Consider the following 25,754-nt stretch of genomic DNA (forward strand, 5'->3'; position numbering starts at 1 on the left):
TCGACTGTGGATCCCCCTCCACCCTGCCCGAGCATGACCGTTTGTGGCAAGGATCACGGGCCGCTGACCTGGGGCGATGCTGGGGTGCGGCCGCGGTGAGGTGCTCACCCCGGGGGAGTGAGCTGCAGGAGGCGGGCCTGGTCGCCGTCCTCGATGAGCCAGATGCTGCCGTCCGGCGCCTCGGCGACATCGCGGATCCTCGCGCCCATGTCCCAGATCTGCTGCTCCACGGCCTCGGTGCCGTCGAGCTCGACGCGGACCAGCGCCTTCCCGGAGAGTGCCCCCAGGAAGGCGTCCCCGGACCATCCGTCGAAGGCGTCGCCCTGATAGATCATGAGGCTGCCCGGCGAGATGCTGGGGGTCCATGAGACCTGCGGGGCGACGAAGCCGTCGTCGTCGGTGTGGTCCGGGATCTCCTCGCCCCCGTAGTGGGAGCCGTCGGAGGCCTCGGGCCACCCGTAGTTGCCGCCTTCTTCCAGGAGGTTGAGCTCATCACCTCCTGCGGGCCCCATCTCCGAGGACCACAGCCGGCCGTCGGGGGCGAACGCGATGCCGAGCGCGTTCCGGTGGCCGTAGCTCCAGATCTCCTCGGCGACGTCTGCGGAGACGTCCTCGTGGTCGGCGAAGGGATTGCCCGGCGCCGGGTCCCCGTCCGGCGTCAGCCGCATGGTCTTGCCGAGACCGCTGTCCAGATCCTGGGCGGGGTCCAGCTCCTGACGGTCGCCGGAGGTGACGAAGAGGTGCTCGCCGTCGGGGCTGATGGTCATCCGGTGGGCGAAGTGCCCGCTGCCGTCGGTCTTCGGCCGCTGCTCCCAGATGACCTCGAGGTCGTCCAGACGTGCCGAGTCGTCCTCTTGGGAGAGCGAGGCTCTCCCGACCACGGCGCCGGTCCCGCCGCCCCCGGCCGTCACCCAGCTCAGATAGACCACTCCGTCGTCCTCGAAGTCCGGACCGACGATCACATCGCCGAGGCCGCCCTGACCGTCGACGACGATGTCGTCGGGCACCCCGGAGACGTGCACCTCCTCGGATCCGTCGGGTTCGCGCAGCAGCATCTCCCCGGTCCGGGTGGTCACGAGCATCCGGCCCGAGTCCGGGAGGAACTCGAGGGCCCAGGGGGAGTCGTAGGTCCCGTGCTCCGTGATCTCGAACGGTGCGTCCTCGGCCGAACCGGTCTCCGGCGAGGGTCCGCGTCCGTCCGCGTCGTCCGCTCCGTCGTCTGCTCCGCCGATGCCGCAGGCCGGGAGCAGCATGGTGAGTGCGCCGACGGTGAGGAGGCGGCGCACGGTTCGGCGGTCGTCTCGACCGATGCTGGGGTGCGGATCCGGCATGCTGTCACTGTACCGACCGTGCTCCCGATACGCGTCCGAGTCTGACCTGCGACGATGGGGGTATGACATCTCCAGGGACGACGAACATGGACACACTCATCAGGGATGCCCCCGTCGACGGGCCGCTCCGACGCTGGGGCGTGCTGATCGCGGTCCTGACCGCGATCGGTCTGGCCGCATGGGGCGCAGGAGCCTTCGGCGGGGACTCGATCACCGAGGCCGCCGGGGGATGGCTCGACTCCGACTCCACCCCGCTCGCACCGGCGTCGGGCGCCTTCCGCATCTGGAGCGTCATCTATCTGGGCATGCTGGGCTATGCGGTGTGGCGGCTCGCCTCGCGGGGACGGTCCCCTGCGCGGGCCCGCCGGGCGGATCCGTGGGTGGTCGGCTCGGCGCTGCTCAACGCCGCGTGGATCGGAGTGGTGCAGGCTGACCAGCTCGCACTCAGCCTCGCGGTGATCGTGGTCCTGCTGACGGTCCTGATCCGCCTCCATCTGCTGCTGGCCCGCACCACGGCGGAGGGACGCGTGGAGACGGTGCTCCTGGACGGCGTGTTCGGCCTCTACCTCGGCTGGGTGTGTGTCGCAGTGGTCGCCAACGCCTCCGCGCTGGGCGGCTCGCTGCTCGACCCGGAGCGCGCGATGGGCCCTGAGACATGGGTCGTGGCCACGGCGATCGGGGTGCTCATCGTCGTGGTGCTCCTGGCCCTGGCGCTGAGCGAACTGACAGGGCGCCGGCTGGCCCCGATCCTGGCGATCGCCTGGGGGACGGCCTGGATCGCCGTCGGACGACTGGAGGGACGCTTCGAGGATCTCATCCTGGTCATCGCCGCGGCAGCGGCGGCGGGCACCGCGCTGGTGGTCCCGTCCGTCCGTCGAGCAGCGCTCGGTCGACGTGCCATGAGTCGCTGACCTGCGGCGATCCTCTCAGCAGTCGGCGCCCCGAGCGCGTAGGGTCACGGGCATATGGATCTCCGCGACCCGCGACTCCCCAGGTTCCCCGGCCTCCGTCGACCCGACGGCCGACGCCTCGGCATGCCGGGCGCGAGGCTGCTCGCCGTCACAGTCGTCGGTTCGCTGATGCTGAGCGCGTGCGGAGAGGGCGAGGGAACGACCGAGACTCAGACCGAGACGCAGACGCAGACGGAGGCGGAGGCTGAGGCGGAGTCGCCCGACGACGCCGTCGACGACGGCGTTGACTCGACCGACGCCGAACCCGCCGAGCTGCCCGGCGGCGGAGATACGCTCTTCCCCGACAGGCGATTCGTCGCCCTCTACGGCACTCCGGACGTCCCGGCGCTGGGGGCGCTCGGCGAGCAGGACGTCGATGAGGCCGTCGACCGGATCGAGGAGAAGGTCGCGGACTACCGGGAGCACAGCGAGGAGCCGGTGCAGCCGGCCTTCGAGATCATCACCACCGTGGCCACCGAAGCTCCGGGTCCCGATGGGAACTACACCAGCGAGATCGACCCGGAGACGCTGCGCCCCTGGGTCGACGCCGCCGCTGAGGCGGAGGTCTACGTCGTCCTGGACCTGCAGCCCGGACGCACCGACTTCCTCTCCCAGGCCAAGGCCTACGAAGACCTTCTGCGCGAGCCGCACGTCGGGCTCGCGCTCGATCCGGAGTGGCGGATCGGGCCGGGTCAGGTCCACGGGACGCAGATCGGGTCCGTGGACGCGGCGGAGATCAACGAGGTCTCGGACTGGCTCGCCGCACTCGTCGCGGAGCACGAGCTGCCCCAGAAGATGCTGGTGCTGCACCAGTTCACCGACGCCATGATCCGCGACCGGCAGGACGTCGACGCCTCCCACGACGAGCTGGCGATCACCCTGCACGCGGACGGACACGGAACTCCGGAGTCGAAGATGGAGACCTGGGAGCGTCTGCAGCGGGATCTGCCGGACGGGATCTGGATGGCGTGGAAGAATTTCCATCGTCAGGACAGTCCGACGTTCACGCCTCAGGAGACCTACGAGGTCGAACCCAAGCCCTGGTTCGTCTCCTATCAGTGACGCTGCGGACGCAGAGCGGGTCGAGCCCGATCGGGCGGACGGAGGGAACTATGGTCAGCGCACAGAACACCGGGGCCGTCGAGAGGGCGACGGCTCGCCCGTGGGCGCAGTGGCTGAGCCTGCTCGACGAGGCCGGAGCGGCTCGGATGGGACACGCCGCCATCGCCGAGCTCGCCCTGGAGCACATGCCCGAGGACCTGAGGAATCCCGGGTGGTGGGCCCAGGGGGTGGCCATCGGATACGAGCAGGAGCGCGGACTGCGGGTCCCGGGCCAGGGTTCCGACGGCACGTTCAAGACGTCGGTCTCCCGCACCGTGGCCGAGGGTCCCGAGGAGGCCCGCGGCGCGTGGATCCGACTCATGGAGCAGGCCCCCGACCATCAGGGGGTCGCGGTGGCCGGTGAACCCTGGACCTCGGACACGGAGAAGCGGCTGTACTGGCGCGCCAAGCTCGACGACGGTTCGAAGGTCTCACTGAGCGCCGAAGGGAAGGGTGAGGGGCGGACGCTGCTGACCGTCACCCATGAGAAGCTCCACGGCCCTGAGGTCATCGACGGCTGGAAGGCCCACTGGAAGGGCGTCCTCGGACGCCTCTGAGTCGACGACTCCTCACTCGGGTCCGCTCTCAGGCCTCCCCATATGCGGAAGCTCCGACACGGCGAAGCGGATGTGCTGCTCGATGAGGGCGGCGGCCCGATCCGCATCCCCGGCCTCCACCGCGGCGAAGATCTCCCGGTGCTGGTCCAGCAGGCGCCCGCGCAGGTCCTCCCAGGACTCGCGTCGGTGGAATGCGTGCAGGATCTGGGCGCGCAGGGAGTTCCGGATGGCCGTGGTCAGGTCGGCCACGAGGCGGTTCCCGGCGGCCTCGGCGATCGCCACGTGGAAGTCGGTGTCGGCGTCGTTGAAGATCTCGCGGTCGGCCTCTGCGGACTCCATCCGGGAGAGCGTCTCACGCATCCGGTCCAGGTCGCCGTCGTCGGCGTTGTGTGCGGCCAGGCCCGCGGAGGCGCGCTCCAGGGCGATGCGCAGTTCGACGACGTCGCCGAGGGGGAAGTTGGCCAGCCCGACGTGCAGCCGCAGCAGGCGGGTCAGCGCAGTGCCCGGCATCGCCGTGATCACCGTTCCGGAGGAGGTGCCGGCGCCGACTCGGGACTCCAGGGCGCCGTGGCTCTCCAGGACTCGGATGGCCTCGCGGACCCCGGCGCGGCTGACCCTGAGCATCGCCGCGAGCTCCCTTTCGGGCGGCAGGGTGTCGCCGACCTTGAGCCGCCCGGCCATCACCTGCTCCTCGATGGCTTCGATCACCAGTTCGTGCGCCCGGGCCTTCGGGACCGGAGCCCAGGGCAGATCAGCGGTGCGCGCCGAGGACGAGGGGTCAGTGCCGGATGGATCGGTGCCGGGTGGATCCGTGTCAGAGCGGTCGGGCATGGCACATTTCTACCACCGGCGGCGACGACGACGGAGCCGGGGCTCCCCACGCATTGACCTGCGTCACATCTGACTCTAAGCTCTCATTGGTCAGACCATACAGTCGTCTAAGGAGCGTCGAGCATGGTGAAGCGGCAGGTCCCGAATCCGAACGAGATCTTCGAGCTCATGCAGTTCAAGCGGCCGAGCCTGGACTTCACCGGGAACCGGCTCGCCGGGGCGCAGTCGATCCATGACCTGCGTCGCATCGCGAAGCGTCGGACCCCGGCGGCGGCGTTCGACTACACCGACGGCTCCGCCGACCGGGAGATCTCTCTGACCCGGGCCCGTCAGGCCTTCGAAGACGTGGAGTTCCACCCCGGTGTCCTCGCCGACGTCTCCTCTCTGGACATGACCACGCAGGTGCTGGGGCAGAGCTCGGCCCTGCCCTTCGGCATCGCGCCCACCGGGTTCACCCGACTCATGCAGACTGAGGGAGAGGTGGCCGGCGCCGGCGCCGCGGCCGAGGCCGGGATCCCCTTCAGCCTCTCGACGCTGGGCACCACCTCCATCGAGGCGGTCCGCGAGGCCGCGCCGAACGGACGGCTGTGGTTCCAGCTCTATGTGATGCGTGACCGCTCCATCTCCTACAGCCTCGTGGAGCGTGCGGCGCAGGCCGGATATGACACCCTGCTGTTCACCGTGGACACCCCCATCGCCGGCAATCGGATGCGCGACAAGCGCAACGGCTTCTCCATCCCGCCGCAGCTGACCGCGAAGACCGTGCTGAACGCGATCCCGCGCCCCTGGTGGTGGTTCGACTTCCTGACCACACCGCCGCTGGAGTTCGCCTCGCTGACCTCGACCGGCGGAACGGTCGGGGAGTTGCTGAACAGTGCGATGGACCCCTCGATCGACTACGAGGATCTGCAGGAGATCCGCGAGCTGTGGCCCGGGAAGATCGTCATCAAGGGGGTCCAGACCCTCGCCGACGCCAGGAAGCTCGCCGACCTCGGCGTCGACTCGATCCTGCTGTCGAACCACGGGGGACGTCAGCTCGACTCGGCGCCCGTGCCGTTCCACCTGCTGCCCGACGTGGTCCGAGAAGTCGGCGACGAGGTCGAGGTCATGGTGGACACCGGGATCATGCACGGCGCCGACATCGTCGCCTCGCTCGCGCTCGGTGCGAAGTTCACCCTCGTCGGGCGGGCCTACCTCTACGGCCTCATGGCCGGCGGACGTCGCGGTGTGGATCGGATGATCGAGATCCTCTCCGGCGAGGTCGAGCGCACCATGAAGCTGCTGCAGGTCCACTCGGTGGAGGAGCTCGAGCCTCGCCACGTCACCCAGCTGCGTTCGCTGGTGCCGATGGAGTCGCGGGTCTCAGCTCGGTGACTCTCCCATCCATGGGGTGGTGAACACCTCACCCATCGGCGGCATGTCCTTGATCGCGGACTTCTCGGGCTCGGACACGGCCTCGGCCAGGCGGGCGTCGAGCTCGCCGGTCAGGATCACGTCGTGCCAGGCGAGCTTCATGCCGGCGGCGACCCGCAGGCGCGAGCTGTCCATCAGCTGGACGTGGAGGTGGGGCTCGGAGCTGCTGCCGCTGTTGCCGATGCGGCCGAGGACCTCGCCGACTCGGATGCGGTCGCCGACCTCGACCGTCGCCGACCCCCGCCGCAGGTGGGCGTAGGCCGCCACGGTGCCGTCGCCGTGGTCGACGATGATGTGGTTGCCGAGCAGCGCCGACGGGCCGAAGAGGCTGCGCAGGACCGCCTCGACGGTCAGCATCATCAGACGCGTCGGCCACGTATTGCGCGCCCGATGATCGCCGGCGCCCGAGCGGCACCGCACGACGGTGCCCGTGGCCATGGCGTGGATCGGTTCGCCGAAGCTCTCGTAGTCGGTCGGCGCCGAACCGCGCAGGCCCCACCGGACCAGAGGGGGCGTGGCGTCGGTCGAGGGGCGGAGCACGTCCACCGCGCACCACTGACCCAGCGCGCGGGTGCCGTGGCTGGGAAGCCGTTGGCCCGGGGTGTTGACCGAGGTCCACTCGCCGCGGACGGGGCAGCTCATCAGCTGCAGGTCATGGGGCTTCGCCCGCGGTGCGGTGACCAGACCGACTGCTGAGAGTCCGACGGCTCCGATGACGGAGGGCACCCACCAGATCGAGTCCGGGACCGTGAGCAGGCCCGCGAGGTCGCCGACGACGACGGCCAGACCCACTACGAGCAGCAGCCCCCACAGGGGGCGCAGTCCTGCGATGATCCGGCGCATCCTCGGTTCCCTCGGCTCGGCGTGCGGTGCGCCGGGAGTGTGTTTCGGGCGCGCGCCGCGCCCCTGAGGCTACCGTGAGGCCCGTGCCTCGGAGGAATCTCGGCACGGCTCGCCTCTAGACTGGCGCGGTGCGCGGATTCGACCTGAAGGCCTTTCGGCGGGAGCGGCGTCGATCCATGCCCGGAATCGTGCTCGCGTTCGTCATCGGGGTGGGGTCCTACGTTCTGGCCGACCGGTACATCCCGGGCGTCTCGGGGATCCTGCTGGCCATCGTGATCGGTATCGCCGTGCGTTCGTTCGGCTGGGTGCCGTGGTGGGCCGAGGTCGGGCTGAAGCTCTCGGCCAAGACCCTGCTGCGTCTCGGCATCGTGCTGTTCGGCCTCCAGCTGGTCCTCGGCGACATCCTCGCGCTGGGGTGGGAGGTAGTCACCGTCGTCGTGATCACCGTGGTGGCCAGCTTCTTCGGCACTTGGGCCGCGGCACGGATGCTGCGACTGGGGGGCTCCGATGCCATCATGCTCGCCACCGGCACCTCGATCTGCGGAGCCTCTGCGGTGGCCGGTGCGGCCGCGGCGCTGGACCGCGGCGACGGGAAGGACCGCAGCGGGCGAGACCTCGACTCCGGAGTCGCGGCCGCGATCGCCGTGGTGACGCTCTGGGGCACGGTGGCGATGCTGTCCCTGCCGTTCCTCGCCGGACCGCTGGGTCTGGACCAGCACACCGCGGGGGTGTGGATCGGAGCCGGAGTCCACGAGGTCGGGCAGGTGGTCGCCGCCGGCGGCATCGCCGGAGCGACGGCGATGAGCGTCGCAGTCACGGTGAAGCTCGCACGTGTGGTGCTTCTCGCTCCTGCCGTGGCCGGAATCAGCCTGTGGTCGGGTCGGCGGAGCGCCGGGGGGTCCGTCTCGGGGACCACGGGGTCTCGTCCTCCGATCGTGCCCGGGTTCGTCCTCGGATTCCTGGCCGCCGTGCTGTTCGCGACGTTCGTCGGCGTGCCCGACGCGGCCGCGGGCTACCTCGAGACCGCCGCAACCCTGCTGCTGAGCGTGGCCATGGCGGCGGTGGGGACCGGCGTCGACCTCCCGGCTCTGCTGCGCCGCGGTGGCCCGGCGCTGGTGGCGGGACTGATGGGCACGCTGGTGACCGTCGGCGTCGCGCTGGGCGCCGTACTGGTCCTGGTGGCGTGACCCGCCGGCGCGCGAGGCGTCGACAGTCGTTCGAAACTGTGTTCGAATGGACTCATGCGGTGGGAACAGCAGAAGCTCGACGACGACGGTGCCGCCCTGCTCTCCCTCAGGGGCATGATCCGCACTGTGACCACCCCGGACTTCGAGGGAGTCTCCTTCCACGAGATCGCCTGCCGCACGGCCCTGAACAAGGTGCCGGTGCAGTCGTCGATGCCGTTCCGCTGGACGATCAACACGACCCGCGGATGCCTCCACCGGTGCGTCTACTGCTTCGCCCGCAAGACCCATGAGTACTTGGACCTCGATGCGGGCCGAGACTTCGACACCCAGATCATCGTGAAGACCAATGTGGTCCAGGTGCTGCGCGCCGAACTGGCCAAGCCGTCGTGGTCCCGTGAGCATGTGGCGCTGGGGACGAACTCGGACCCCTATATGCGGGCCGAAGGGCGCTACCGACTGATGCCCGGGATCATCACCGCGCTGGCGGAATCCGGCACTCCCTTCTCGATCCTGACCAAAGGCCCGCTGCTGCGACGGGACCTGCCGCTGCTGAAGGAGGCCGCACAGCAGGTGTCGGTCTCGGTGGCCGTGTCCTTGGCGATGGTGACCCCCGAGCTCCAACAGGCCGTCGAGCCGGGCACCCCGGACCCGCGGGCGAGGTTGGGGCTGATCGGCGCGATCGCCGATGCCGGACTCGACTGTCAGGTCCTGGCGATGCCCATCCTGCCGCGGCTGACCGACTCGCAGGAGCACCTCGACGCCCTCCACGGGGCCTTGGCCGAGGCTGGTGCCCGCGACGTCACCACAGGTGCTCTGCATCTGCGTCCCGGGGCACGGGAGTGGTTCCTGGCCTGGCTGGCGGCGCACCGTCCACACCTGGTGGGGCCCTATCGGCGGCTCTACCGCGGCGGCAGCTACGCCCACTCGGACTACCGGAGGTCATTGGCCCGACGCGCGGCGCTCGCCCGCGAGCGGCACGGTTTCGGCGACGGCGCGGATCCGATGTGGCGTGGTCGCTCGACGCCGGAGCCCGTCGTCTCCGAGGTCGGCCCGCAGCCTGCCCTGTTCTGACCGACTGCACGTGACCACTCCGCGGAGCCTTCGCATCGCCCTGAAGCATGTGCGGCAGGTCGTCACAGAACCTCAGGACCGCTGTACGGGTGAGAGCCGAGGAAGACTCCCCGGGGTCATCGTGGCAGGGTGGAGACATGTTCTCCCATGCAACGGACCAGACCACGCGCCCGAGTCTGACGGGCAGCTTCGGAATGTCGGCCTCGACGCACTGGTCGACGACGGCGACCTGCCAATCGGTCCTGGAGCGAGGGGGCAACGCCTTCGACGCCGCCGTCGCCGGGGCATTCGTCCTGCACCTGGTGGAGCCGCACCTCAACGGACCCGGCGGAGACATGACCGGTCTCTTCGTCGCTGCGGAGGCCCCGAGCGAGCCTCACGTGCTCATGGGGCAGGGCCCGGCGCCGGCAGGTGCCACGATCGAGCACTACAGGTCCCTCGGCCTCGAAGACGTCCCAGGCGCCGGAGGTCTCGCCGCCGCCGTGCCCGGAGCGGTCGACGCCTGGCTGCTGCTCCTGCGTGACCGCGGGACCTGGCGACTGACCGAGGTGCTCGGCTATGCGATCGAGGTCGCCGAGCAGGGACATCCGATCCTTCCGCAGGCCTCCGCTGCGGTGGCCCACGTCGCCGAGCTGTTCACCGACCACTGGCCGACCTCGGCCGAACGCTGGCTGGCCGACGGTTCGGCACCGGCACCGGGAACGATCATCACCAATCCCGCGTACGCGGCCGTGATGCGCCGCCTGACGGCAGTCTCCGACGGTGCGGACGGGCGAGAGTCGGGGATCGACGCCGCTCGTCGCGCCTGGAAGGAGGACATCGTCGGGCCGGCCGTCGAACGGTTCTTCTCCCACGCGCACCGTCATGCCGACGGCGGTGACTACCCCGGGGTCATGACCGCGGCGGACGTGGCAGAGTTCTCCGCGACCACGGAGGCCCCCGCGACGATCCGATTCCGGGGTCACACCATCGCCAAGACCGGAGCCTGGGGTCAGGGCCCGATCATGCTGCAGACTCTGACGCTGCTCGAGCACTACGACGACGCGGAGCTGGACCCGGGCACCGCGGACGGCATCCACCGGATCCTCGAAGCCATGAAGCTGGCCCTGGCCGACCGCGACGTGTACTACTGCGACGGGGAGGTCCCGCTCGAGGAGCTGCTCGGGGCCGAGGCGGTCGCCGAGCGTCGGAAGCTCATCGGAGAGCGCGCGTCGTCGGAGTTCCGGCCCAGCGAGCTGCCCGGAGGGACGGTCTGGCGCCCGCCCCTGGTCCGTGAGGATGAGGTCGCCGCCGGAGCTGGGGCGGGGGAGCCCACCGTCGCGAAGTCGGGGGCCCGCCGGGGTGACACCAGCCACCTCGACGTCGTCGACCGGTGGGGGAACATGGTCTCCGCGACTCCGTCCGGCGGATGGCTGCAGTCCTCCCCGACGATCCCGGAGCTCGGATTCTGCCTGGGCACACGTCTGCAGATGACCTGGTTGGACGAGGAGTCGCCCGCGGCCCTTCGGCCCGGAGTCCGGCCTCGGACGACCCTGTCTCCGACGATGGTGCTGCGCGACGGGCAGCCGATCATCGCGCTGGGGACACCGGGAGGGGACCAGCAGGACCAGTGGCAGATTCCGATGCTCCTGCGGCTGCTCCTCGGCGGACACAGCGCGCAGCAGTCCATCGACGCGCCGACGTTCCACACCACGCATATGGTCGGCTCCTTCTGGCCCCGCACCTGGGATCCGGCGGGGGTGGTCGTCGAGGACAGGATCGGTGATGAGGTCATCTCCGAGCTGGAGTCCCGTGGGCACCGGGTGACCCGGGCCGGGGACTGGGCCCTGGGACGACTCTCCTGCGTGACCCGTGATCCTGCGACCGGACATCTGTCGGCGGGGGCGAACCCCCGCGGCGCACAGGGTTACGCCGCCGGTCGATGAGGTGTCACGGTCATGCGCCGTCGTCGAGGCAGTGATGTACTGAAGCCATGACTGTTGTGAAGATCAACGCGATCACCGTGCCGGAGGATTCGGGAGACGAGCTGGGGAAGCGGTTCGCCGCCCGCCGGAGTTCGATGGCCGGGACGCCGGGCTTCGAAGGCTTCGAGCTGCTCCAGCCGAACGACGGCCGGAACACCTGGCTGGTCGTCACCCGCTGGGCCTCTGAGGAGGACTTCGAGGCGTGGAAGTCGTCGCAGGACTTCGCACGCGCCCACGGACAGTCCTCGGACGCAGGGGCGAAGGGCGGCGGTGACGGACCTCAGAAGCCCGTCGGCATGTCTGCAGAGCTGTGGAGCTACGAGATTTCGGTGACCGGCTAGCGGCTGGTAATCTGGATCGGTCGGCGGACGGCGCGTGGAGCGCCGACACCGGCTGACGTGCCTCCTTAGCTCAGGGGATAGAGCGTCTGCCTCCGGAGCAGAAGGTCGTAGGTTCGAATCCTACAGGGGGTACTTCGTGAAGTGCCGGGACATCGTTCACTCGATGTCCCGGCACTTTCTCGTGACGGGCCCCCATGCCGCCGGGGGAGACGTGCTGAACGGGGGACCGGCGCTCAGGTTCCGCAGAACGTCCGGTACGGCCCGAAGCTCTCCGGCGCGGGCAGAGCGTACCGTTCCAGGCCCGGACGCTCGGTGTACGGATCCGTGACCGCCTCGAGCAGTCGTGTGAACGGTTCCATGTCACCGGCCTCCCCAGCATCGAGAGCCTCCTCGACGAGATGGTTGCGGGGGATGTAGATCGGGTTGCACCGCCGCATGAGCTCGGTCTCCGGCTCGAGCCCTCGCCAGGACTCGAGCCACGCTGCGAAGTCGGGGACGTCGGTGAGCATCTCGGCGACCACTCCGGCATTCGGCCCGGCCGCTGCGTCTCTCGGCTGCGCCTCTGCATCGGCCAGGCCGCGGAAGAAGCTCGTGTAGTCGACCTCATGCTTCTGGAGCATGGTGGGGAGCGCGTCCATCACATCGGCCGCGGCCTTCTGAGACACCGTCTCGCCGAGCCCGAGCTTGTGCCGCATGCCTGCAGTCCACGCCGCACTGTACTGGGTGCGGAACCTCCCGAGCGCCTCCTGGGCTGCGCCCACTGCAGACTCCTCGTCCTCGCCGAGCAGGGGAAGCAGCGCCTCGGCGAACCGAGCGAGATTCCATTCGGCGATGAGCGGCTGATTCGCGAAGGCATACCGACCGCCGGTGTCGATCGAGCTGTAGACCGTCGACGGATCGAAGGCGTCCATGAACGCACAGGGTCCGTAGTCGATGGTCTCCCCGGAGATCGTCATGTTGTCGGTGTTCATCACACCGTGGACGAAGCCCACCAGCATCCACTGCGCCACCAAGTCCGCCTGGACGGAGACGACGCGCTCGAACAGTCCGAGGTGGGGTTCGGAGTCCTCCCGCGCCTGCGGGTGGAGGTGATCGATCGCGTGGTCGGCGAGCCGGCGCAGAAGCGCCTCGTCACCGGACAGCTGTGCGAACTGGAAGCTGCCCACCCGCACATGGCTGCGGGCGACGCGGGCGAGCACTGCGCCCGGCAGCACCCGTTCGCGGTGCACCCGGGCTCCGGTCGCGACCACCGAGAGCGCTCGGGTGGTGGGGATTCCGAGTGCGTGCATCGCCTCGCTGACGAGGTACTCCCGCAGCATCGGACCGACCGCGGCGAAGCCGTCCCCGCCGCGGGCGAAGGGAGTCCGTCCGGACCCCTTGAGGTGGATGTCGTGCGGCTCGCCGTCGGGTCCCTGCACCTCTCCGAGCAGCAGTGCCCGCCCGTCGCCGAGGCGCGGATTGAGCGTACCGAACTGGTGTCCGACGTAGGCCTGGGCCACCGGCTGCGCTCCCGTCGGGGGCGCTGTCCCGGTCAGCAGTCCCAGCCCGGCCTCCGAGCCGCTCCCGTCGGGTCCGCGGAGGATTTCTGGGTCGAATCCGAGTTCGGCGGCCAGGGAATCGTTGAGCACGAGGAGCCTGGGTTCGGGAGGCTCCGCCGCCTGCCACGGAACCGTCAGCTCCGGGAGATCATCGACGAACCGGCTCGTCAGCCGGGTGGTCTGCTGGGACGACCCGCTCATGGGGATCACACCCCCTCCATCGCGTGACGCCGTGCGTCAGTCGACGCCGACTCGGACGGGCCAGTCTACGTCAGCGATCCCTCAGGCGTGTAGGGCCGGCCATCGGCCACCTCGTGCGCACGATGAAGATGTCCGCACACCTCACGACCGAGGGCCGGAACTCTTCTGAGTCCAGTGACCATGATGACGCGGATGCCCCCACCCCTTGGGGTGTCACCGCGTCGCTCAGGATCCTGTGGACTGGATCGGTTCGAGGAGACGCCGAGTGAGGTCTCCGACGTCCCCGTCGTCGGGGGGACCCGCCGCCAGACCCTCCAGCTCCGGCCGGACGCCGGACTCGATGTGGACTCGTGTCCGCTGCTCGGAGCATGGTCGACCAAGCGCCGCATCGGGAAGACGATGACCAGCGCGGCGCTGCGCCTCTCGCCGCCTGCGGGCCGGCGCGCTGAACCCCCCCGCCTGCTGTTCATCGGTGCCGCCGCCGTCCTGCTGATGATCGGCTGGCTGATCTTCAGCAACATCCTCTGGGACACCCTGCGTCGCAGGACCTTCGCCAGCGTCGTGCTGCTCTACAACCTCTCCACCGTGCTGACCCTGCTGATCTGTGTGGCCGCACTCTACTTCGTGCTGGTGATGCTCATCCTCGTCGGCGGTGTGGTGGTGATCGACTTTGAGTTCATGCGATCGGTGATCGGCGACCAGGCCGATTGGCGGAACTAGCTGGACATCGCGTGGCTGAGTGCGGCGATGGGTGTGGTCGCCGTCGCCTTCGGGGGGGGGGAAGACGCGGACGTGGCCCTGGACCACATGGACGAGGAGCAGGACGACGCCGAACAGTCTCGTCGCTGGGTCAAGGAGGCCGGCCGCACGGCGGTCCGGGTGCCCGGGGACCTCCGTGATGAGGAGACGGCCCGACGAGTCGTGGACGAGGCAGCGGGTCAGCTGGGTGGACTCGACGTGCTGGTCATCAACGTCAGCTCCATCCAGTCCTACGACCCTTCGGTCCCTCTGATCGACTACGCCGCCACCAAGGCGGCGCTGAACAACTTCACGGTCAACTTCGTCGAGGAGCTGGGGCCACAGGGCATCCGAGTGAACGCGGTCGCGCCGGACAGCCGGCCGAGGTCGCAGGCGCCTTCGTGTTTCTGGCCAGCTCCACGGAAGCGTCCTGCGGCTCCGGTTCGGTCATAGGCGTCACCGGTGTCAGGCCTGTGTTCTGAAGGGTTCGACACCGCTCAGCGACGGAGCGTCGTCGCCGCCCGTTCGCCGATCATCACCGACGGCGCATTGGTATTGCCCGTGGGCACCTGCGGCATGATGGACGCGTCCGCCACGAAGAGGTCGTCCACACCGTGGACGGCGAACGTCGTCGGATCCACGACGGAATGCTCGTCCCGACCCATCCGACAGGTGCCGACCTGATGGTGGTAGGTCACCACAGAGCCTCGCACGTAGTCCTCGAGCTGGGCATCGGAGACCTGCGGTCCCGGGTACAGCTCCCGGGGACCCCAGGGCGCGAGGGCCTCGGCCCGACCGATCTGCCGGCACTGACGCACCGACGCGACCAGGGCGTCGACGTCGCGCCGATCCTGCAGGGCGCCCAGGTCGACGCTGATCGGATCGGACGGCTCCGGGCCGGTGAGCCGCACCTGACCCCGTGAGTGCGGGCGCACCAGGCCTCCCTGCAGGGTGAACCCGTTCTCCGCCACCGGCTCCTGCGGCGGCCGGGCGTCCTGGGCGTACATCGGCACCGAGAAGAAGATCGGCTGGGTGTCCGGGACCGGCAGCCCGGGATCCGAGCGGTCGAAGAAGTGGACTTCGGCGACGGTCACCTCACCCTCGGGCACGGGGGCGTCGTCGGTGGTGAACACGACCGGGGAGAGCAGGTGGTCGTGCAGGTTCCGTCCGACGCCGGGCAGATCGTGCACCGATTCCACCCCCACCTCGCGCAGCTCGCCGGCGGGCCCGACCCCGGAGCGCAGCAGCAGCTCCGGGGAGTTCAGCGCGCCGGCGGCGAGCACGATCCGATCCGCCGTCAGCTCGCGCACCCCATGGGCGTCGCTCACCTGCACCCCGACCGCCCGCCGCCCGTCGAACAGGATCCGCCGGACCTGGAGGTCGGTGCGGATCGTCAGATCCGGGTGGTCGGCGACCGGTTTCAGGTAGGCCCGCCAGGTGTTGAAGCGGCGCCCGTCACGGATCGTCAGCTGCATGCGGGAGACGCCGTCGACGGTCCCGGAGTTGTAGTCCGGATTCAGCGGGATCCGCGTCTGGCGGCAGGCTTCGACGAGGTCCTCCATCAGGGGGTTCCGCGGGAAGTGTGCGACCACGTCGAGGAGCCCGTCTCCGCCCCGGGTCTCCGAGGCTCCGTCGTCGAAGGTCTCGATCTCCCGGAAGACGGGCAGCACGTCGTCCCAGGACCACCCCTCGCAGCCGAAGTCGCCGGCCCAGGTGTCGTAGTCCCAACGGTCCCCGCGCACCCAGATCCCGGCGTTGAGGGCGTGCGAGCCGCCCATCACACGTCCACGGGGCAGGTGGATCCGTCGTCCTGCGGCGTCCTCCTCCGACGGCGTCGTGTGACACCGATCGTAATGTGGACGGCAGCCGCTGGGGAGGTTCTGCGGCCCGCGGGGGCGACCGCCGTGCCGACGAACTCGTCGGGCCCGTCCGACGCTATGCTGAACGGGCATCGCCGCACCTCAGCACGCCGAACCACCCTCGGGGGAGCCCCATGGAGACCCGTGAGACCTCGCAGTCTCCCGGCGCCGGGCCACACGTCGACGATGCCCGCGGACGTGTCGGCCGGACGTCGCCGGCCTCGGGCTGGATCGGAGTGGGCATCCTGACCACGATCCTGGTCCTGGGACTGGGCTGGTCCAAGTGGATCCCCTACGTCGACCGGATCGCCGAGCTGAGCGTCGATGCCGTGTGGGACGCAGAGATCATCTTCGCCGCCGCGGGGGAGACTCCGAGCCTCGGCGGGGCGTGGGACTTCACACTCCTCTACTTCGCGGCCGTGTGGAAGGCCCTGGTGGTGGCGATGCTCGCCGCCGCCGCCATCGACGCGCTCGTCCCCCGGGACTGGCTGGTGCGGCTGCTCAACCGGGCGAGCAGCCTGGGGCAGGCGATGGTCGGTGCGGTCGTCTCGCTGCCCAGCATGATGTGCACGTGCTGCGCGGCGCCTGTGGCCGCCGGACTGCGCCGTTCGGGAGTCTCCACGGGGGCGGCGATGGCGTACTGGGTCGGCAATCCGCTGCTCAATCCGGCGGTGCTGGTGTTCCTGCTGTTCGTGCTGCCCTGGGAGTTCGGCGTCGTCCGCCTGGTCGTCGGGATCGCCGTCACGGTCGGTGCCGCGGCACTGATAGGACGTCTGCTCGGGCGCTCCGCCCGCGCCGCGGCCCCGGTCGCCGACCCGCAGGGCCTCGGGCAGTCCGCGACCGACGTCGAGGATCCGCCGACCCCGTCCGACCTGCCGGGACGGTACGTCCGCTCGTTGGGCCGCTTCGCACGCATCATGCTGCCGGAGCACCTGCTGCTGGTCTTCCTCATGGGCCTGCTGTTGCCGTGGCTGACCGGTCTCTACGGCCTGGAGGCGCAGATCGGCGCCGCCGCCATCCTGCTCGCAGCCGTGGTGGGCATGCTGCTGGTCATCCCCACCGGCGGTGAGATTCCCGTGATCATCGGCCTCACCGCCGTCGGAGTCGGCGCCGGCACGGCCGGGGCGCTGCTGGTGACGCTGCCGGCGCTGAGCCTGCCGTCGATCATCATGGTCGGCAAGTACCTGGGCTGGCGGGCCACCTCCGCCATGGCCGCGGCCGTCGTCGTAGGAGGGATCCTCTCGGGAGCAGCCATGCTGGTGCTGGTCTGAGGCTTCTCAGCCGCACGCCGACGCAGACGGGGCGTCCTCTCCGCGGGGCTCGGACTCCTCGATCCTCCGCCTAGGCTCCTCGCCGGTCAGGGGAACGATCACCGTGCGGCGCAGGGGCGGAGAGGCGATGAGCACCGCGGCGATGACGACGGTGAGACCGAGCCCGGCCCCGGCGACCACGTCGTGGGGATAGTGGTGCCCGGCGAGGACGCGACCGGCTCCCGTAGCCGCCGCCAGGGGCGCGGCCGCCCAGGCCCAACGGGGTGCGGACGCCACGACGGCGGCGGCGAGCGCGACGGCGATCACTGTGTGGTTGCTCGGATACGCCATGCTCTCCGCCCCTGGACAGGTCGCCACCTCGACGGCGTAGGCCCGGCAGGGTCGGTCGGCTGCGATCAGCGCCTTGGCCGCTTCGGAGAGCGCATAGGCGATCACCGCGCCGAGGCCTCCGGCGGCCAGTCGGGCGAGCGGCGAGCTGAGGCGACGCATCAGCAGCCAAGCCGCCAGGGCGCACCAGAGCACCACCAGGCTGATCAGCGTGACCTCCGATGTGTGGTGCGCCTCGGTCGTGGCCTCCAGGTCGATCGCCGCCTGAGCGACGAGGCTGCTCCGCCCGCCGCCCTCGCGCAGCGCCCAGACGGTCCCGAGGCCGAGCGCCAGCAGCAGAGCGGCGCTCACAGACCTCACGGCGAAGGAAGACAGAGGGATCACCTGCGTCGGAACTGGGAGGAGAAGCGGGCGAACGGGCCACTCTACCCGGTGTTCATCGAAGGTTCACAGCGCATTCACCACCCACCTGGACTACGCTTGGCTCGACTCCGTCCCACCGGACCGCCAGGAGACCCTGTGACCGCCACACGCCACACCGCCGACAGCCACGACTGGATCGAAGTGCACGGCGCCCGGGAGAACAACCTGCGTGAGGTCACCCTGCGGATCCCCAAGCGGCGGCTCACCGTGTTCACCGGGGTGTCCGGCTCCGGCAAGTCCTCGTTGGTGTTCGGCACCATCGCCGCGGAGTCCCAGCGGATGATCAACGAGACGTACTCGGCGTTCGTGCAGGGCTTCATGCCCACCATCGGTCGGCCCGACGTCGACACCCTGGAGGGCCTGACCACCGCCATCATCGTCGACCAGGAGCGTATGGCCTCGAACCCGCGCTCCGCCGTCGGCACCGCCACGGACGCCAACGCCATGCTGCGGATCCTCTACAGCCGCCTGGCCGAGCCCCGCCTCGGAACCACCAATGCGTACTCCTTCAACGTCGCGTCGGTTCAGGCCTCCGGGTCCATCACAGTGGACAGGGGGGAGGCCTCCACCACCGAGGTCACCCGCTTCTCCCGGGCCGGAGGCATGTGCCCGCGATGTGAGGGGCTCGGCCGGATCAGCGACCTCGACCTCGGCCAGATCTACGACGAGTCCAAGTCCCTGGACGAGGGCGCGATCACCGTGCCCGGGTACAAGCCCGGGGGATGGGCGGTGAAGTACTACGCCGAGTCCGGTCTCCTCGACCCGGACAAGCCCATCCGGGACTACACCCCGCAGGAGCTCGACGACTTCCTGCACAGGGAGCCGACGAAGATGAAGTTCCGGGGCATCAACACCACCTATGAGGGCCTGGTCCCACGCATCCGGAAGTCCATGCTCACCAAGGACCGTGAGGACATGCAGCCCCACATCCGAGAGTTCGTCGACCGCGCGGTGACCTTCGTCCCCTGCCCGGACTGCGACGGCACCCGACTCAACGGGGCAGCCCGCTCCTCGCTGATCGACGGGCGCTCCATCGCCGACGTCTGCCGCATGCAGGTCAGCGACCTCGCCGGATGGGTCCGCGGGATCGACGACCCCGGCGTCGCCCCGCTGCGCGACGGGCTGCTGCACATCCTCGACTCCTTCGTGGCCATCGGTCTGGGCTACCTGTCCCTGGACCGCCCCACCGGGACCCTGTCCGGGGGAGAGGCCCAGAGGATCAAGATGATCCGGCATCTGGGCTCCTCCCTGACCGACGTCACCTACGTCTTCGACGAACCCTCCACCGGGCTGCACCCCCACGACATCGCCCGGATGAACGAGCTGCTGGTGCAGCTGCGGGACAAGGGGAACACGGTCCTCGTCGTCGAGCACAAGCCCGAGATCATCGCCATCGCCGACCACGTGGTCGACCTCGGCCCCCACGCCGGTGAGCGAGGCGGCACCATCACGTACCAGGGCGACCTGCAGGGGCTGCGCGGCTCGGACACCCTGACCGGCCGCCACCTGGGTGATCGGGCCGCCCTGAAGGAGACGGTGCGCAGTCCCACCGGAGTGCTGGAGATCCGCGGAGCGGCCGCACACAACCTGCGCGACGTCGACGTCGACGTGCCCCTGGGAGTGCTCACCGTAATCACAGGGGTGGCCGGCTCGGGGAAGTCCACACTGATCGGCACCGGGATCTCTCCGCGTGAGGGCGTGGTGACCGTGGACCAGACCTCCATCCGCGGCTCGCGGCGTTCGAACCCCGCCACCTACACCGGGATGCTCGAGCCCATCCGCAAGGCCTTCGCGAAGGCCAACGGGGTCCGGCCCGGCCTGTTCAGCGCCAACTCCGAGGGCGCCTGCCCGATCTGCAGCGGCGCGGGGGTGATCTATACGGATCTGGCCATGATGGCCGCCGCGGCCACCCCCTGCGAGGAGTGCGGGGGGCGGCGGTTCCAGCCCGAGGTCCTGGACTACACCTACGGCGGCAGGAACATCGCCGACGTGCTCGACCTCTCCGTCGAGGAGGCGCTGGCGCACTTCTCGTCACCGGAGGCCTCGCTGCCGGCGGCGACGAAGGTGCTCACCCGCCTCGCCGACGTCGGCCTGGGCTACATCCGGCTGGGCCAGCCGCTGACCACCCTCTCCGGCGGAGAGCGCCAGAGGCTCAAGCTCGCTGTCCGCATGGCCGAGAAGGGCGGGATCTACGTCCTCGACGAACCCACCACCGGGCTGCACCTGGCCGACGTCGACCAGCTCCTGCGGCTGCTGGACTCACTGGTCGACGCCGGCAAGACGGTCATCGTGATCGAGCACCACCAGGCGGTGATGGCCCACGCCGACCACATCATCGACGTGGGCCCGGGTGCCGGCCACGACGGCGGACGGGTCGTCTTCGAGGGCGCTCCGTCGCAGCTGATCGAGGACCCGAGGACGCTGACGGGCCGACACCTGGCCGAGCACCTCAGTCGCTGAGGGACACCGGGAGGACCGCCTCGGTGCCTCCGGCGTCGGCGCGGACGACGAGCTCGCCCTCACCTGAGGCGGCCTGGTCGGGGATCGTCACCGTCGGCGCGGCCGTCCCCGAGCCGTCGTCGACGGTGTACTCCGCCGAACCGATCTCGGTCTCCTCATCACCGTCACGCCATACGACGATGACCTCGGACACCTGAGGTGCGCCGAGGCTCATGCTGTGCATCGAGCCCACCTCGAAGCTGATCTCGTCGCCCGGGGCGAACTCCTCGTCGGGCTCCACGCCTCGGAACTCCACGGCCCGCAATGCGTAGTCGGGCGCGATCTCATCCTGCTCCGCGAGGTGGTCGGGCCAGACCTCCGTATCGATGACTTCGGTCTCCTCACGGTCCTCCGTCTCCGTGAACGCGGTGAACCCGTCGCCCCCACCGGCGAGGAACTCCCCGACGCCGACGGTCAGGACGTCGTCCTCAGCCACGGGCTCGTCCCGGAACCGCAGCGACGTGATCCGATCTCCCTCCTCGGCCTCGGAGTCGAAGGTGTAGCGCAGGTCGGAGGAGACGCCGAACTGCTGATAGCCGTCCTCCCCCCACTGCTGCTCGAGCACCTCGCGCAGCTGCTCACCGGTCATCTCGAGAGCGACCAGCCGATTGTTGAACGGCACGGCGTCGACCGCGTCGCGCAGCGTGGTCTCCCCACCTTCGTCGCGGATGTCGTCACGCAGCCCGCCGGCGTTGATCAGGCCCACGTCGATGCTCAGCTCCTCCGGCCAGGCGTCCGCGTCCTGATGGAAGTCCGCCACCAGGCTGCCGATGGTCGACTGCAGGGTCCGGTCGTCCCCGTGGCCGGACGCCTCGGTGTCCCACACGCCGTCGACGTACTCGGCGTCCTCGGCGGACCAGCCGGTGGTGATGTCTCCGTCCTGAGCGGTGAGCACCTCGTCGCCCACCTCGGCGGCGTACTCGTCGGCGTCGGCGACGACCTCCTGCGTCGCGGCGAACCGCTCCTGCTCCGCACACTCGTCGGTGTCGGTCTCATCGGTGGGCAGCAGCTCCGGCTCCGAGGCGGTGACCTCACCGTCCTCGACGCTCAGCGTCGCCGCCCCGAGGTTCTCCCCGTTCGACCCGGTCTGCATCACCGCCAGACCGTCGGTCTCGTAGGCGTAGGCGTTGTGGGTATGCCCCTCGAGGACCAGATCGACCAGGTCGCCGAGCTCCTCGTGGACTCGGACCGACCAGTCGTCCTCCGGGACCTCGCCGGTGTCCAGGTCCTCGGGGGAGCCCTGATGCACCGAGAGGACGACGACGTCGGCGTCCTCGAGCTCCTCCTCGATCACCTCGACGGCCGAGTCGATCGGATCCCGGAACTCGACGTCCTCGACGCCCTCCGGCACCACGAGCTCCGGCGTCTCGGCGGTGACCGCGCCGACCACCGCGACGTCCAGCCCGTCGACGTCGTAGATCTCGTACGGAGAGGCGGCCCGGTCCTCGGAGTCGGCCTCGAACAGGTTCGCCGCGAGGAAGTCGAAGTCCGCCTCCGGTTCGAGACGATCGGTGATGTCCTCGTAGCCCTGGTCGAACTCATGGTTGCCCAGTGCGGCCGCGTCCAGCTCTATGGCGTTGTAGAGGTCCAGGGTCGGCTGGTCGTCCTGGACCGCCGATTCGAACTGGCTGGCCCCGACGTCGTCGCCGGCGGAGATCACCAGGTTCTCCGGGTGCTCCTCGCGAGCCTGCTCCACCGTGCAGGCCAAGGCCTCGGCGGAGTCCATGGAGCCGTGGAAGTCGTTGAACCCCAGGACGGTGACCTCACCCTCGCCGCCCCCGTCGCTCGTCTCCTCAGCAGTATCCTCAGCGGTGCCGTCGGCGGGGTCTTCGGTGTCCTTATCATCCGTGGGCTCCGAGGAGCAGGCGGTGGAGGCCAGTGCGGCGAGGACGATGATCGACAGGGCGTGCCGGGTGCGGGGCATGGGTCTCCTCCGAAGAGTCGGCGCGTAACGGGGGCCACCTCCCACCGTAGGCGGGGGAGGCGGAGCTGCGGGGTCCGACGGGGCCGACGTTCACCGCGTCGTCGGCCGATGGTCACCCGCGGTCGGTCCGACCGAGCTGACCGGGGCGACCTCGGACCGGATCTGAGGCGGAGGCCCACAGACCGTAGACTGTTCCGGTGACTCCAGAAGAACTCTCCGCCGAAGTGATCCGTGTGCTCTCCGAGGCCGTCGAGGCCGGCGAGCTGACCCTCGAGGTCCCCGAGACGGTCGTCGTCGAGCGGCCGAAGGACCGCGCGCACGGAGACTGGGCCACCACCGTCGCCATGCAGCTGGCCGGACGCGCCGGCATGCCGCCCCGCGACCTGGCAGAGATCCTCGCCGCTCGTCTGGGCGGGGTCGAGGGTGTCACCGGTGTGGACGTGGCCGGCCCCGGCTTCATCAACATCACCCTCGACGCCGCCGCCGTCGGCGAGCTGGCACGGACCATCGTCGAGTCGGGCGAGGACTACGGGCACAACCGGAGCATGGCCGGGCGCGTGATCAACCTCGAGTTCGTCTCCGCCAACCCCACCGGGCCCCTGCACCTGGGGCACACCCGGTGGGCCGCGCTGGGCGACGCCCTGTCCCGCGTGCTGCGCGCCTGTGGGGCCGAGGTCACCGACGAGTACTACATCAACGACGCCGGCAGTCAGATGGACATCTTCGCCCGCTCGGTCCTCGCGCGCATCCGGGGCGAGGAGCTGCCCGAGGGCGGATACCCGGGCGAGTACGTCGCCGGACTCGCCGACGAGGTCCTCGCCCAGCGGGCCGACGTCGCGGACATGGACCCCGGGGAGGCCCTGCCGGTGGTCAGGGACCTCGCCTACGAAGCCCAGCTCGCGCAGATCCGCGGAACCCTGCTCGACTTCGGCGTGACCTTCGACGTCTACTTCTCGGAGCAGAGCCTGCACCGTGAGGGACGCCTCGAGGAGGCGGTGGCCACGCTGCGGGAGCAGGGGCACATCGACGACCGCGACGGCGCGGTCTGGCTGCGCACCACAGACTTCGGTGACGACAAGGACCGCGTCCTCATCAAGGCCGACGGCGAACCGACGTACTTCGCCGCCGACGCCGCGTACTACCTCTCCAAGCGCGAACGCGGATTTGCGGAGAAGATCTACCTGCTCGGCGCCGACCACCACGGCTATGTGGCCCGACTGAAGGCCATCGCCGCCTGTGCCGGAGACGACCCGGAGCAGAACATCGAGATCCTCATCGGCCAGCTGATCTCCGTCTCCGGCGCGCGGCTGTCCAAACGCGCAGGCAACATGATCGAGCTGACCGAGCTCATCGAATGGCTCGGCGCCGACGCCCTGCGCTACACCCTGGCGCGTTCTCCGGCCGATTCGCCGCTGGACATCGACCCGGAGCTGCTGCGCTCGCGGACCAACGACAACCCCGTCTTCTACGTCCAATACGCCCACGCACGCGCCTGCGCGGCCGCCCGCAACGCCGCCGACCACGGCGTGGGCCACGGTGCGCCCGGCGCCGGCTTCGACGCCGGACTGCTCAGCGCACCCGAGGAGGAGGAGCTGCTCGCTCGTCTGGGCCGCTTCCCCTCCGTCGTCGCCGGCGCCGCCGAGATGCGCGAGCCCCACCGCATCGCCCGCCACCTGGAGGGCGTCGCCGCGGCCTACCACTCCTGGTACGCGACCTGCCGCATGGTGCCGCGCGCCGGTGAGGAGATCACCGACACCAACCGGACCCGCCTCTGGCTCAACGACGCCACCGTGCAGGTGCTGCGCAACGGGCTGGCGATGCTCGGCGTCTCGGCCCCGGAGAAGATGTGATGCACGGACAGCCGCAGGAACAAGCCCACGGACAGCCGACCCACGGAGCACCCGCTCCCCACCCGCTCGCCCCGGACTGGCTGAGCCCGATCACCGACTCGGCGGGCCTGGAGCACCACCTGCTGCCCGCCGACGCCCACCGCGACGACGACGGCGTGCTCACCGTCGGGGGAGTCGACGTCGCCTCGCTCGCCGAGGAGCATGGGACTCCGCTCTACGTCCTCAGCGAGTCCGACTTCCGCGCACGGGCCCGAGCCTTCCGCGAGGCGTTCGGCCGCGCGTTCGCCCCGGAGACCGAGGTCGACGTCTTCTACGCCGGCAAGGCGTTCCTGTCGACCCAGGTCGTGGCCTGGGCCGTCGAGGAGGGCCTCTGCGTGGACACCTCCACCGGCGGGGAGCTCGCCGTCGCCCTGGCCGGCGGTGCGGACCCGGCACGTCTGGGCCTGCACGGGAACAACAAGTCCGACGACGAGATCCGCAGGGCCCTGGATGCCGGGATCGGGCGGATCATCGCCGACTCCCTGGACGAGCTGGAGCGCATCGAGACGATCGCCGAGCAGATGCGGACCCGCGCTCCGGTGATGCTCCGGCTGACCCCCGGGGTGCACGCCTCCACGCACGAGTACATCGCCACCGCCCACGAGGACCAGAAGTTCGGCCTCTCGATGGCCCGAGACTCGGGACCCTCGGTCGCTGAGCGTGCGGCCGCGGCGGCGCTGGACTCCGAACACATCGACCTGCGCGGTCTGCACTGCCACATCGGCTCCCAGATCTTCGAACCCACAGGGTTCGAGGTCGCCGCACGTCGGCTCATCGAGCTGGTGGCCGACATCCGTCGGGACCACGGCGTGGAACTGGCGGAGCTCGACCTCGGCGGCGGCCACGGGATCGCCTACACCGAGGCCGACGACCCGCGCCGGCCCGAAGACATCGCCGAGGCCCTGGCCGCCACGGTGAAGACCGCGTGCGCCGAGGCGGACCTGCGGGTGCCTCGCATCTCCATCGAGCCCGGCCGTGCGATCGTCGGTCCGGCGGGCTTCACCCTCTACCGGGTCGGGGTGCAGAAGGACGTCGGAGTGGACGCGCCCGACGGCTCCACAGCGACTCGCCGCTACGTCGCGGTCGACGGAGGGATGAGCGACAACGCCCGCGGGGTCCTCTACGGGGCCGACTACTCCGCCGTGCTGGCCGGTCGCAAGGTCGTCGGAGACCACCGGCTGTCTCGGATCGTGGGCAAACACTGCGAGTCCGGAGACATCGTCGTGCGCGACGTATACTTGCCTGCGGCGACGGTGCGGGGCGATCTGCTGGCCGTCCCGGCCACCGGGGCCTACTGCCACTCCCTGGCGAGCAACTACAACTGGCTGCCGCGGCCGGCGGTGGTGGCGGTGGCCGAGGGAGCCGCGCGGACGCTGATCCGTCGGGAGACCGAGGACGAGATGCTCTCCCGGGACACCGGCTGGACCGCCTAGCCGCGGCCGCATCCCTCTCCGCATAACTCCTTATACAGACCACATCCACATCACTACGGAGGG

21 protein-coding genes and 1 tRNA gene are annotated in these 25,754 nt (G+C 70.0%); 15 read left to right on the top strand and 7 right to left on the bottom strand.

The features are described 5' to 3' along the window. Nucleotides 1–104: 104 nt before the first annotated feature. Entirely contained in the window at nt 105–1,331 is a 1,227-nt protein-coding gene (locus N7E59_RS10365; protein ID WP_261624863.1) for a PQQ-dependent sugar dehydrogenase, read from the bottom strand. A gap of 86 nt (nt 1,332–1,417) precedes the next feature. Here N7E59_RS10365 and N7E59_RS10370 point away from each other — a divergent pair, with 86 nt between their 5' ends. From N7E59_RS10370 to N7E59_RS10380, 3 genes are read left to right on the top strand one after another with little or no spacing between them, the layout of a single operon-like run. After that, complete coding sequence (locus N7E59_RS10370) at nt 1,418–2,242, top strand: TspO/MBR family protein (RefSeq protein WP_261624864.1); 825 nt, start codon at nt 1,418–1,420, stop codon at nt 2,240–2,242. Between the two features lie 54 nt (nt 2,243–2,296). Next, nucleotides 2,297–3,343: a hypothetical protein gene (locus tag N7E59_RS10375; protein WP_261624865.1), complete on the top strand. Its 1,047-nt coding sequence runs from the start codon at nt 2,297–2,299 to the stop codon at nt 3,341–3,343. A gap of 50 nt (nt 3,344–3,393) precedes the next feature. Further along, nucleotides 3,394–3,939, top strand: a complete 546-nt coding sequence (locus N7E59_RS10380) for a hypothetical protein (protein WP_261624866.1) — start codon at nt 3,394–3,396, stop codon at nt 3,937–3,939. A 12-nt stretch (nt 3,940–3,951) separates the two neighbouring features. Here N7E59_RS10380 and N7E59_RS10385 read toward each other — a convergent pair whose 3' ends face one another. Continuing rightward, the gene (locus N7E59_RS10385; RefSeq protein ID WP_261624867.1) at nt 3,952–4,770 is read right to left on the bottom strand and encodes a FadR/GntR family transcriptional regulator; all 819 of its coding nucleotides are present in this window, start codon (nt 4,768–4,770) and stop codon (nt 3,952–3,954) included. A 123-nt stretch (nt 4,771–4,893) separates the two neighbouring features. Here N7E59_RS10385 and N7E59_RS10390 point away from each other — a divergent pair, with 123 nt between their 5' ends. Then, nucleotides 4,894–6,144, top strand: a complete 1,251-nt coding sequence (locus tag N7E59_RS10390) for an alpha-hydroxy acid oxidase (RefSeq protein WP_261624868.1) — start codon at nt 4,894–4,896, stop codon at nt 6,142–6,144. On the opposite strand, the gene N7E59_RS10395 is transcribed toward N7E59_RS10390, so the two are convergent. Continuing rightward, nucleotides 6,133–7,026, bottom strand: coding sequence for a M23 family metallopeptidase (locus N7E59_RS10395; RefSeq protein WP_261624869.1), 894 nt, complete (start codon nt 7,024–7,026; stop codon nt 6,133–6,135). The genes N7E59_RS10390 and N7E59_RS10395 overlap by 12 nt on opposite strands. Before the next feature lie 128 nt (nt 7,027–7,154). Here N7E59_RS10395 and N7E59_RS10400 point away from each other — a divergent pair, with 128 nt between their 5' ends. From N7E59_RS10400 to N7E59_RS10420, 5 genes are all read left to right on the top strand, one after another. Continuing rightward, nucleotides 7,155–8,213 carry a YeiH family protein gene (locus tag N7E59_RS10400; protein ID WP_261624870.1) on the top strand — a complete coding sequence of 353 codons (1,059 nt, stop codon included), beginning with the start codon at nt 7,155–7,157 and terminating at the stop codon, nt 8,211–8,213. Nucleotides 8,214–8,267: 54 nt separating this feature from the next. Then, nucleotides 8,268–9,284 (top strand): Rv2578c family radical SAM protein, encoded by a 1,017-nt coding sequence (locus N7E59_RS10405; protein WP_261624871.1) that lies wholly within the window; start codon nt 8,268–8,270, stop codon nt 9,282–9,284. 137 nt (nt 9,285–9,421) lie between these two features. Next, on the top strand, nt 9,422–11,209 hold the full coding sequence (locus tag N7E59_RS10410) for a gamma-glutamyltransferase family protein (RefSeq protein WP_261624872.1): 1,788 nt from the start codon (nt 9,422–9,424) through the stop codon (nt 11,207–11,209). Nucleotides 11,210–11,256: 47 nt separating this feature from the next. Then, entirely contained in the window at nt 11,257–11,589 is a 333-nt protein-coding gene (locus tag N7E59_RS10415) for an antibiotic biosynthesis monooxygenase family protein (RefSeq protein ID WP_261624873.1), read from the top strand. 59 nt (nt 11,590–11,648) lie between these two features. After that, nucleotides 11,649–11,721: transfer RNA gene (locus N7E59_RS10420), tRNA-Arg, on the top strand. 101 nt (nt 11,722–11,822) lie between these two features. Here the strand turns inward: N7E59_RS10420 and N7E59_RS10425 are convergent. Continuing rightward, nucleotides 11,823–13,328 carry a protein adenylyltransferase SelO gene (locus tag N7E59_RS10425; protein ID WP_261624898.1) on the bottom strand — a complete coding sequence of 502 codons (1,506 nt, stop codon included), beginning with the start codon at nt 13,326–13,328 and terminating at the stop codon, nt 11,823–11,825. A 192-nt stretch (nt 13,329–13,520) separates the two neighbouring features. On the opposite strand from N7E59_RS10425, the gene N7E59_RS10430 reads away from it, so the two are divergent. Together N7E59_RS10430 and N7E59_RS10435 are read left to right on the top strand one after the other, a co-directional pair. After that, entirely contained in the window at nt 13,521–14,048 is a 528-nt protein-coding gene (locus N7E59_RS10430) for a hypothetical protein (protein WP_261624874.1), read from the top strand. Between the two features lie 72 nt (nt 14,049–14,120). Then, nucleotides 14,121–14,519 carry an SDR family NAD(P)-dependent oxidoreductase gene (locus N7E59_RS10435; RefSeq protein WP_390905043.1) on the top strand — a complete coding sequence of 133 codons (399 nt, stop codon included), beginning with the start codon at nt 14,121–14,123 and terminating at the stop codon, nt 14,517–14,519. A gap of 44 nt (nt 14,520–14,563) precedes the next feature. Here N7E59_RS10435 and N7E59_RS10440 read toward each other — a convergent pair whose 3' ends face one another. After that, on the bottom strand, nt 14,564–16,018 hold the full coding sequence (locus tag N7E59_RS10440) for a GMC family oxidoreductase (protein ID WP_261624875.1): 1,455 nt from the start codon (nt 16,016–16,018) through the stop codon (nt 14,564–14,566). Nucleotides 16,019–16,059: 41 nt separating this feature from the next. On the opposite strand from N7E59_RS10440, the gene N7E59_RS10445 reads away from it, so the two are divergent. Further along, nucleotides 16,060–17,196, top strand: a complete 1,137-nt coding sequence (locus tag N7E59_RS10445) for a permease (RefSeq protein ID WP_261624876.1) — start codon at nt 16,060–16,062, stop codon at nt 17,194–17,196. A gap of 6 nt (nt 17,197–17,202) precedes the next feature. Here the strand turns inward: N7E59_RS10445 and N7E59_RS10450 are convergent, their stop codons facing one another. Next, a complete protein-coding gene (locus N7E59_RS10450) occupies nt 17,203–17,874 on the bottom strand; it encodes a phosphatase PAP2 family protein (RefSeq protein WP_261624877.1) in 672 nt (223 codons plus the stop codon). 168 nt (nt 17,875–18,042) lie between these two features. On the opposite strand from N7E59_RS10450, the gene N7E59_RS10455 reads away from it, so the two are divergent. Continuing rightward, nucleotides 18,043–20,406, top strand: coding sequence for an excinuclease ABC subunit UvrA (locus N7E59_RS10455; RefSeq protein ID WP_261624878.1), 2,364 nt, complete (start codon nt 18,043–18,045; stop codon nt 20,404–20,406). On the opposite strand, the gene N7E59_RS10460 is transcribed toward N7E59_RS10455, so the two are convergent. Beyond that, on the bottom strand, nt 20,396–22,369 hold the full coding sequence (locus tag N7E59_RS10460) for a bifunctional metallophosphatase/5'-nucleotidase (protein ID WP_261624879.1): 1,974 nt from the start codon (nt 22,367–22,369) through the stop codon (nt 20,396–20,398). The two genes, N7E59_RS10455 and N7E59_RS10460, sit on opposite strands and share 11 nt — an antisense overlap. Before the next feature lie 197 nt (nt 22,370–22,566). Here N7E59_RS10460 and argS point away from each other — a divergent pair, with 197 nt between their 5' ends. Beyond that, a complete protein-coding gene (gene argS, locus N7E59_RS10465) occupies nt 22,567–24,219 on the top strand; it encodes an arginine--tRNA ligase (RefSeq protein ID WP_261624880.1) in 1,653 nt (550 codons plus the stop codon). Then, complete coding sequence (gene lysA / locus N7E59_RS10470) at nt 24,219–25,691, top strand: diaminopimelate decarboxylase (protein ID WP_261624881.1); 1,473 nt, start codon at nt 24,219–24,221, stop codon at nt 25,689–25,691. The genes argS and lysA overlap by 1 nt, the downstream gene beginning before the upstream one ends. Nucleotides 25,692–25,754: the final 63 nt, after the last annotated feature.

Origin of the sequence: Nesterenkonia marinintestina (assembly GCF_025420485.1) — a bacterium.
GTDB lineage: Bacteria > Actinomycetota > Actinomycetes > Actinomycetales > Micrococcaceae > Nesterenkonia > Nesterenkonia marinintestina.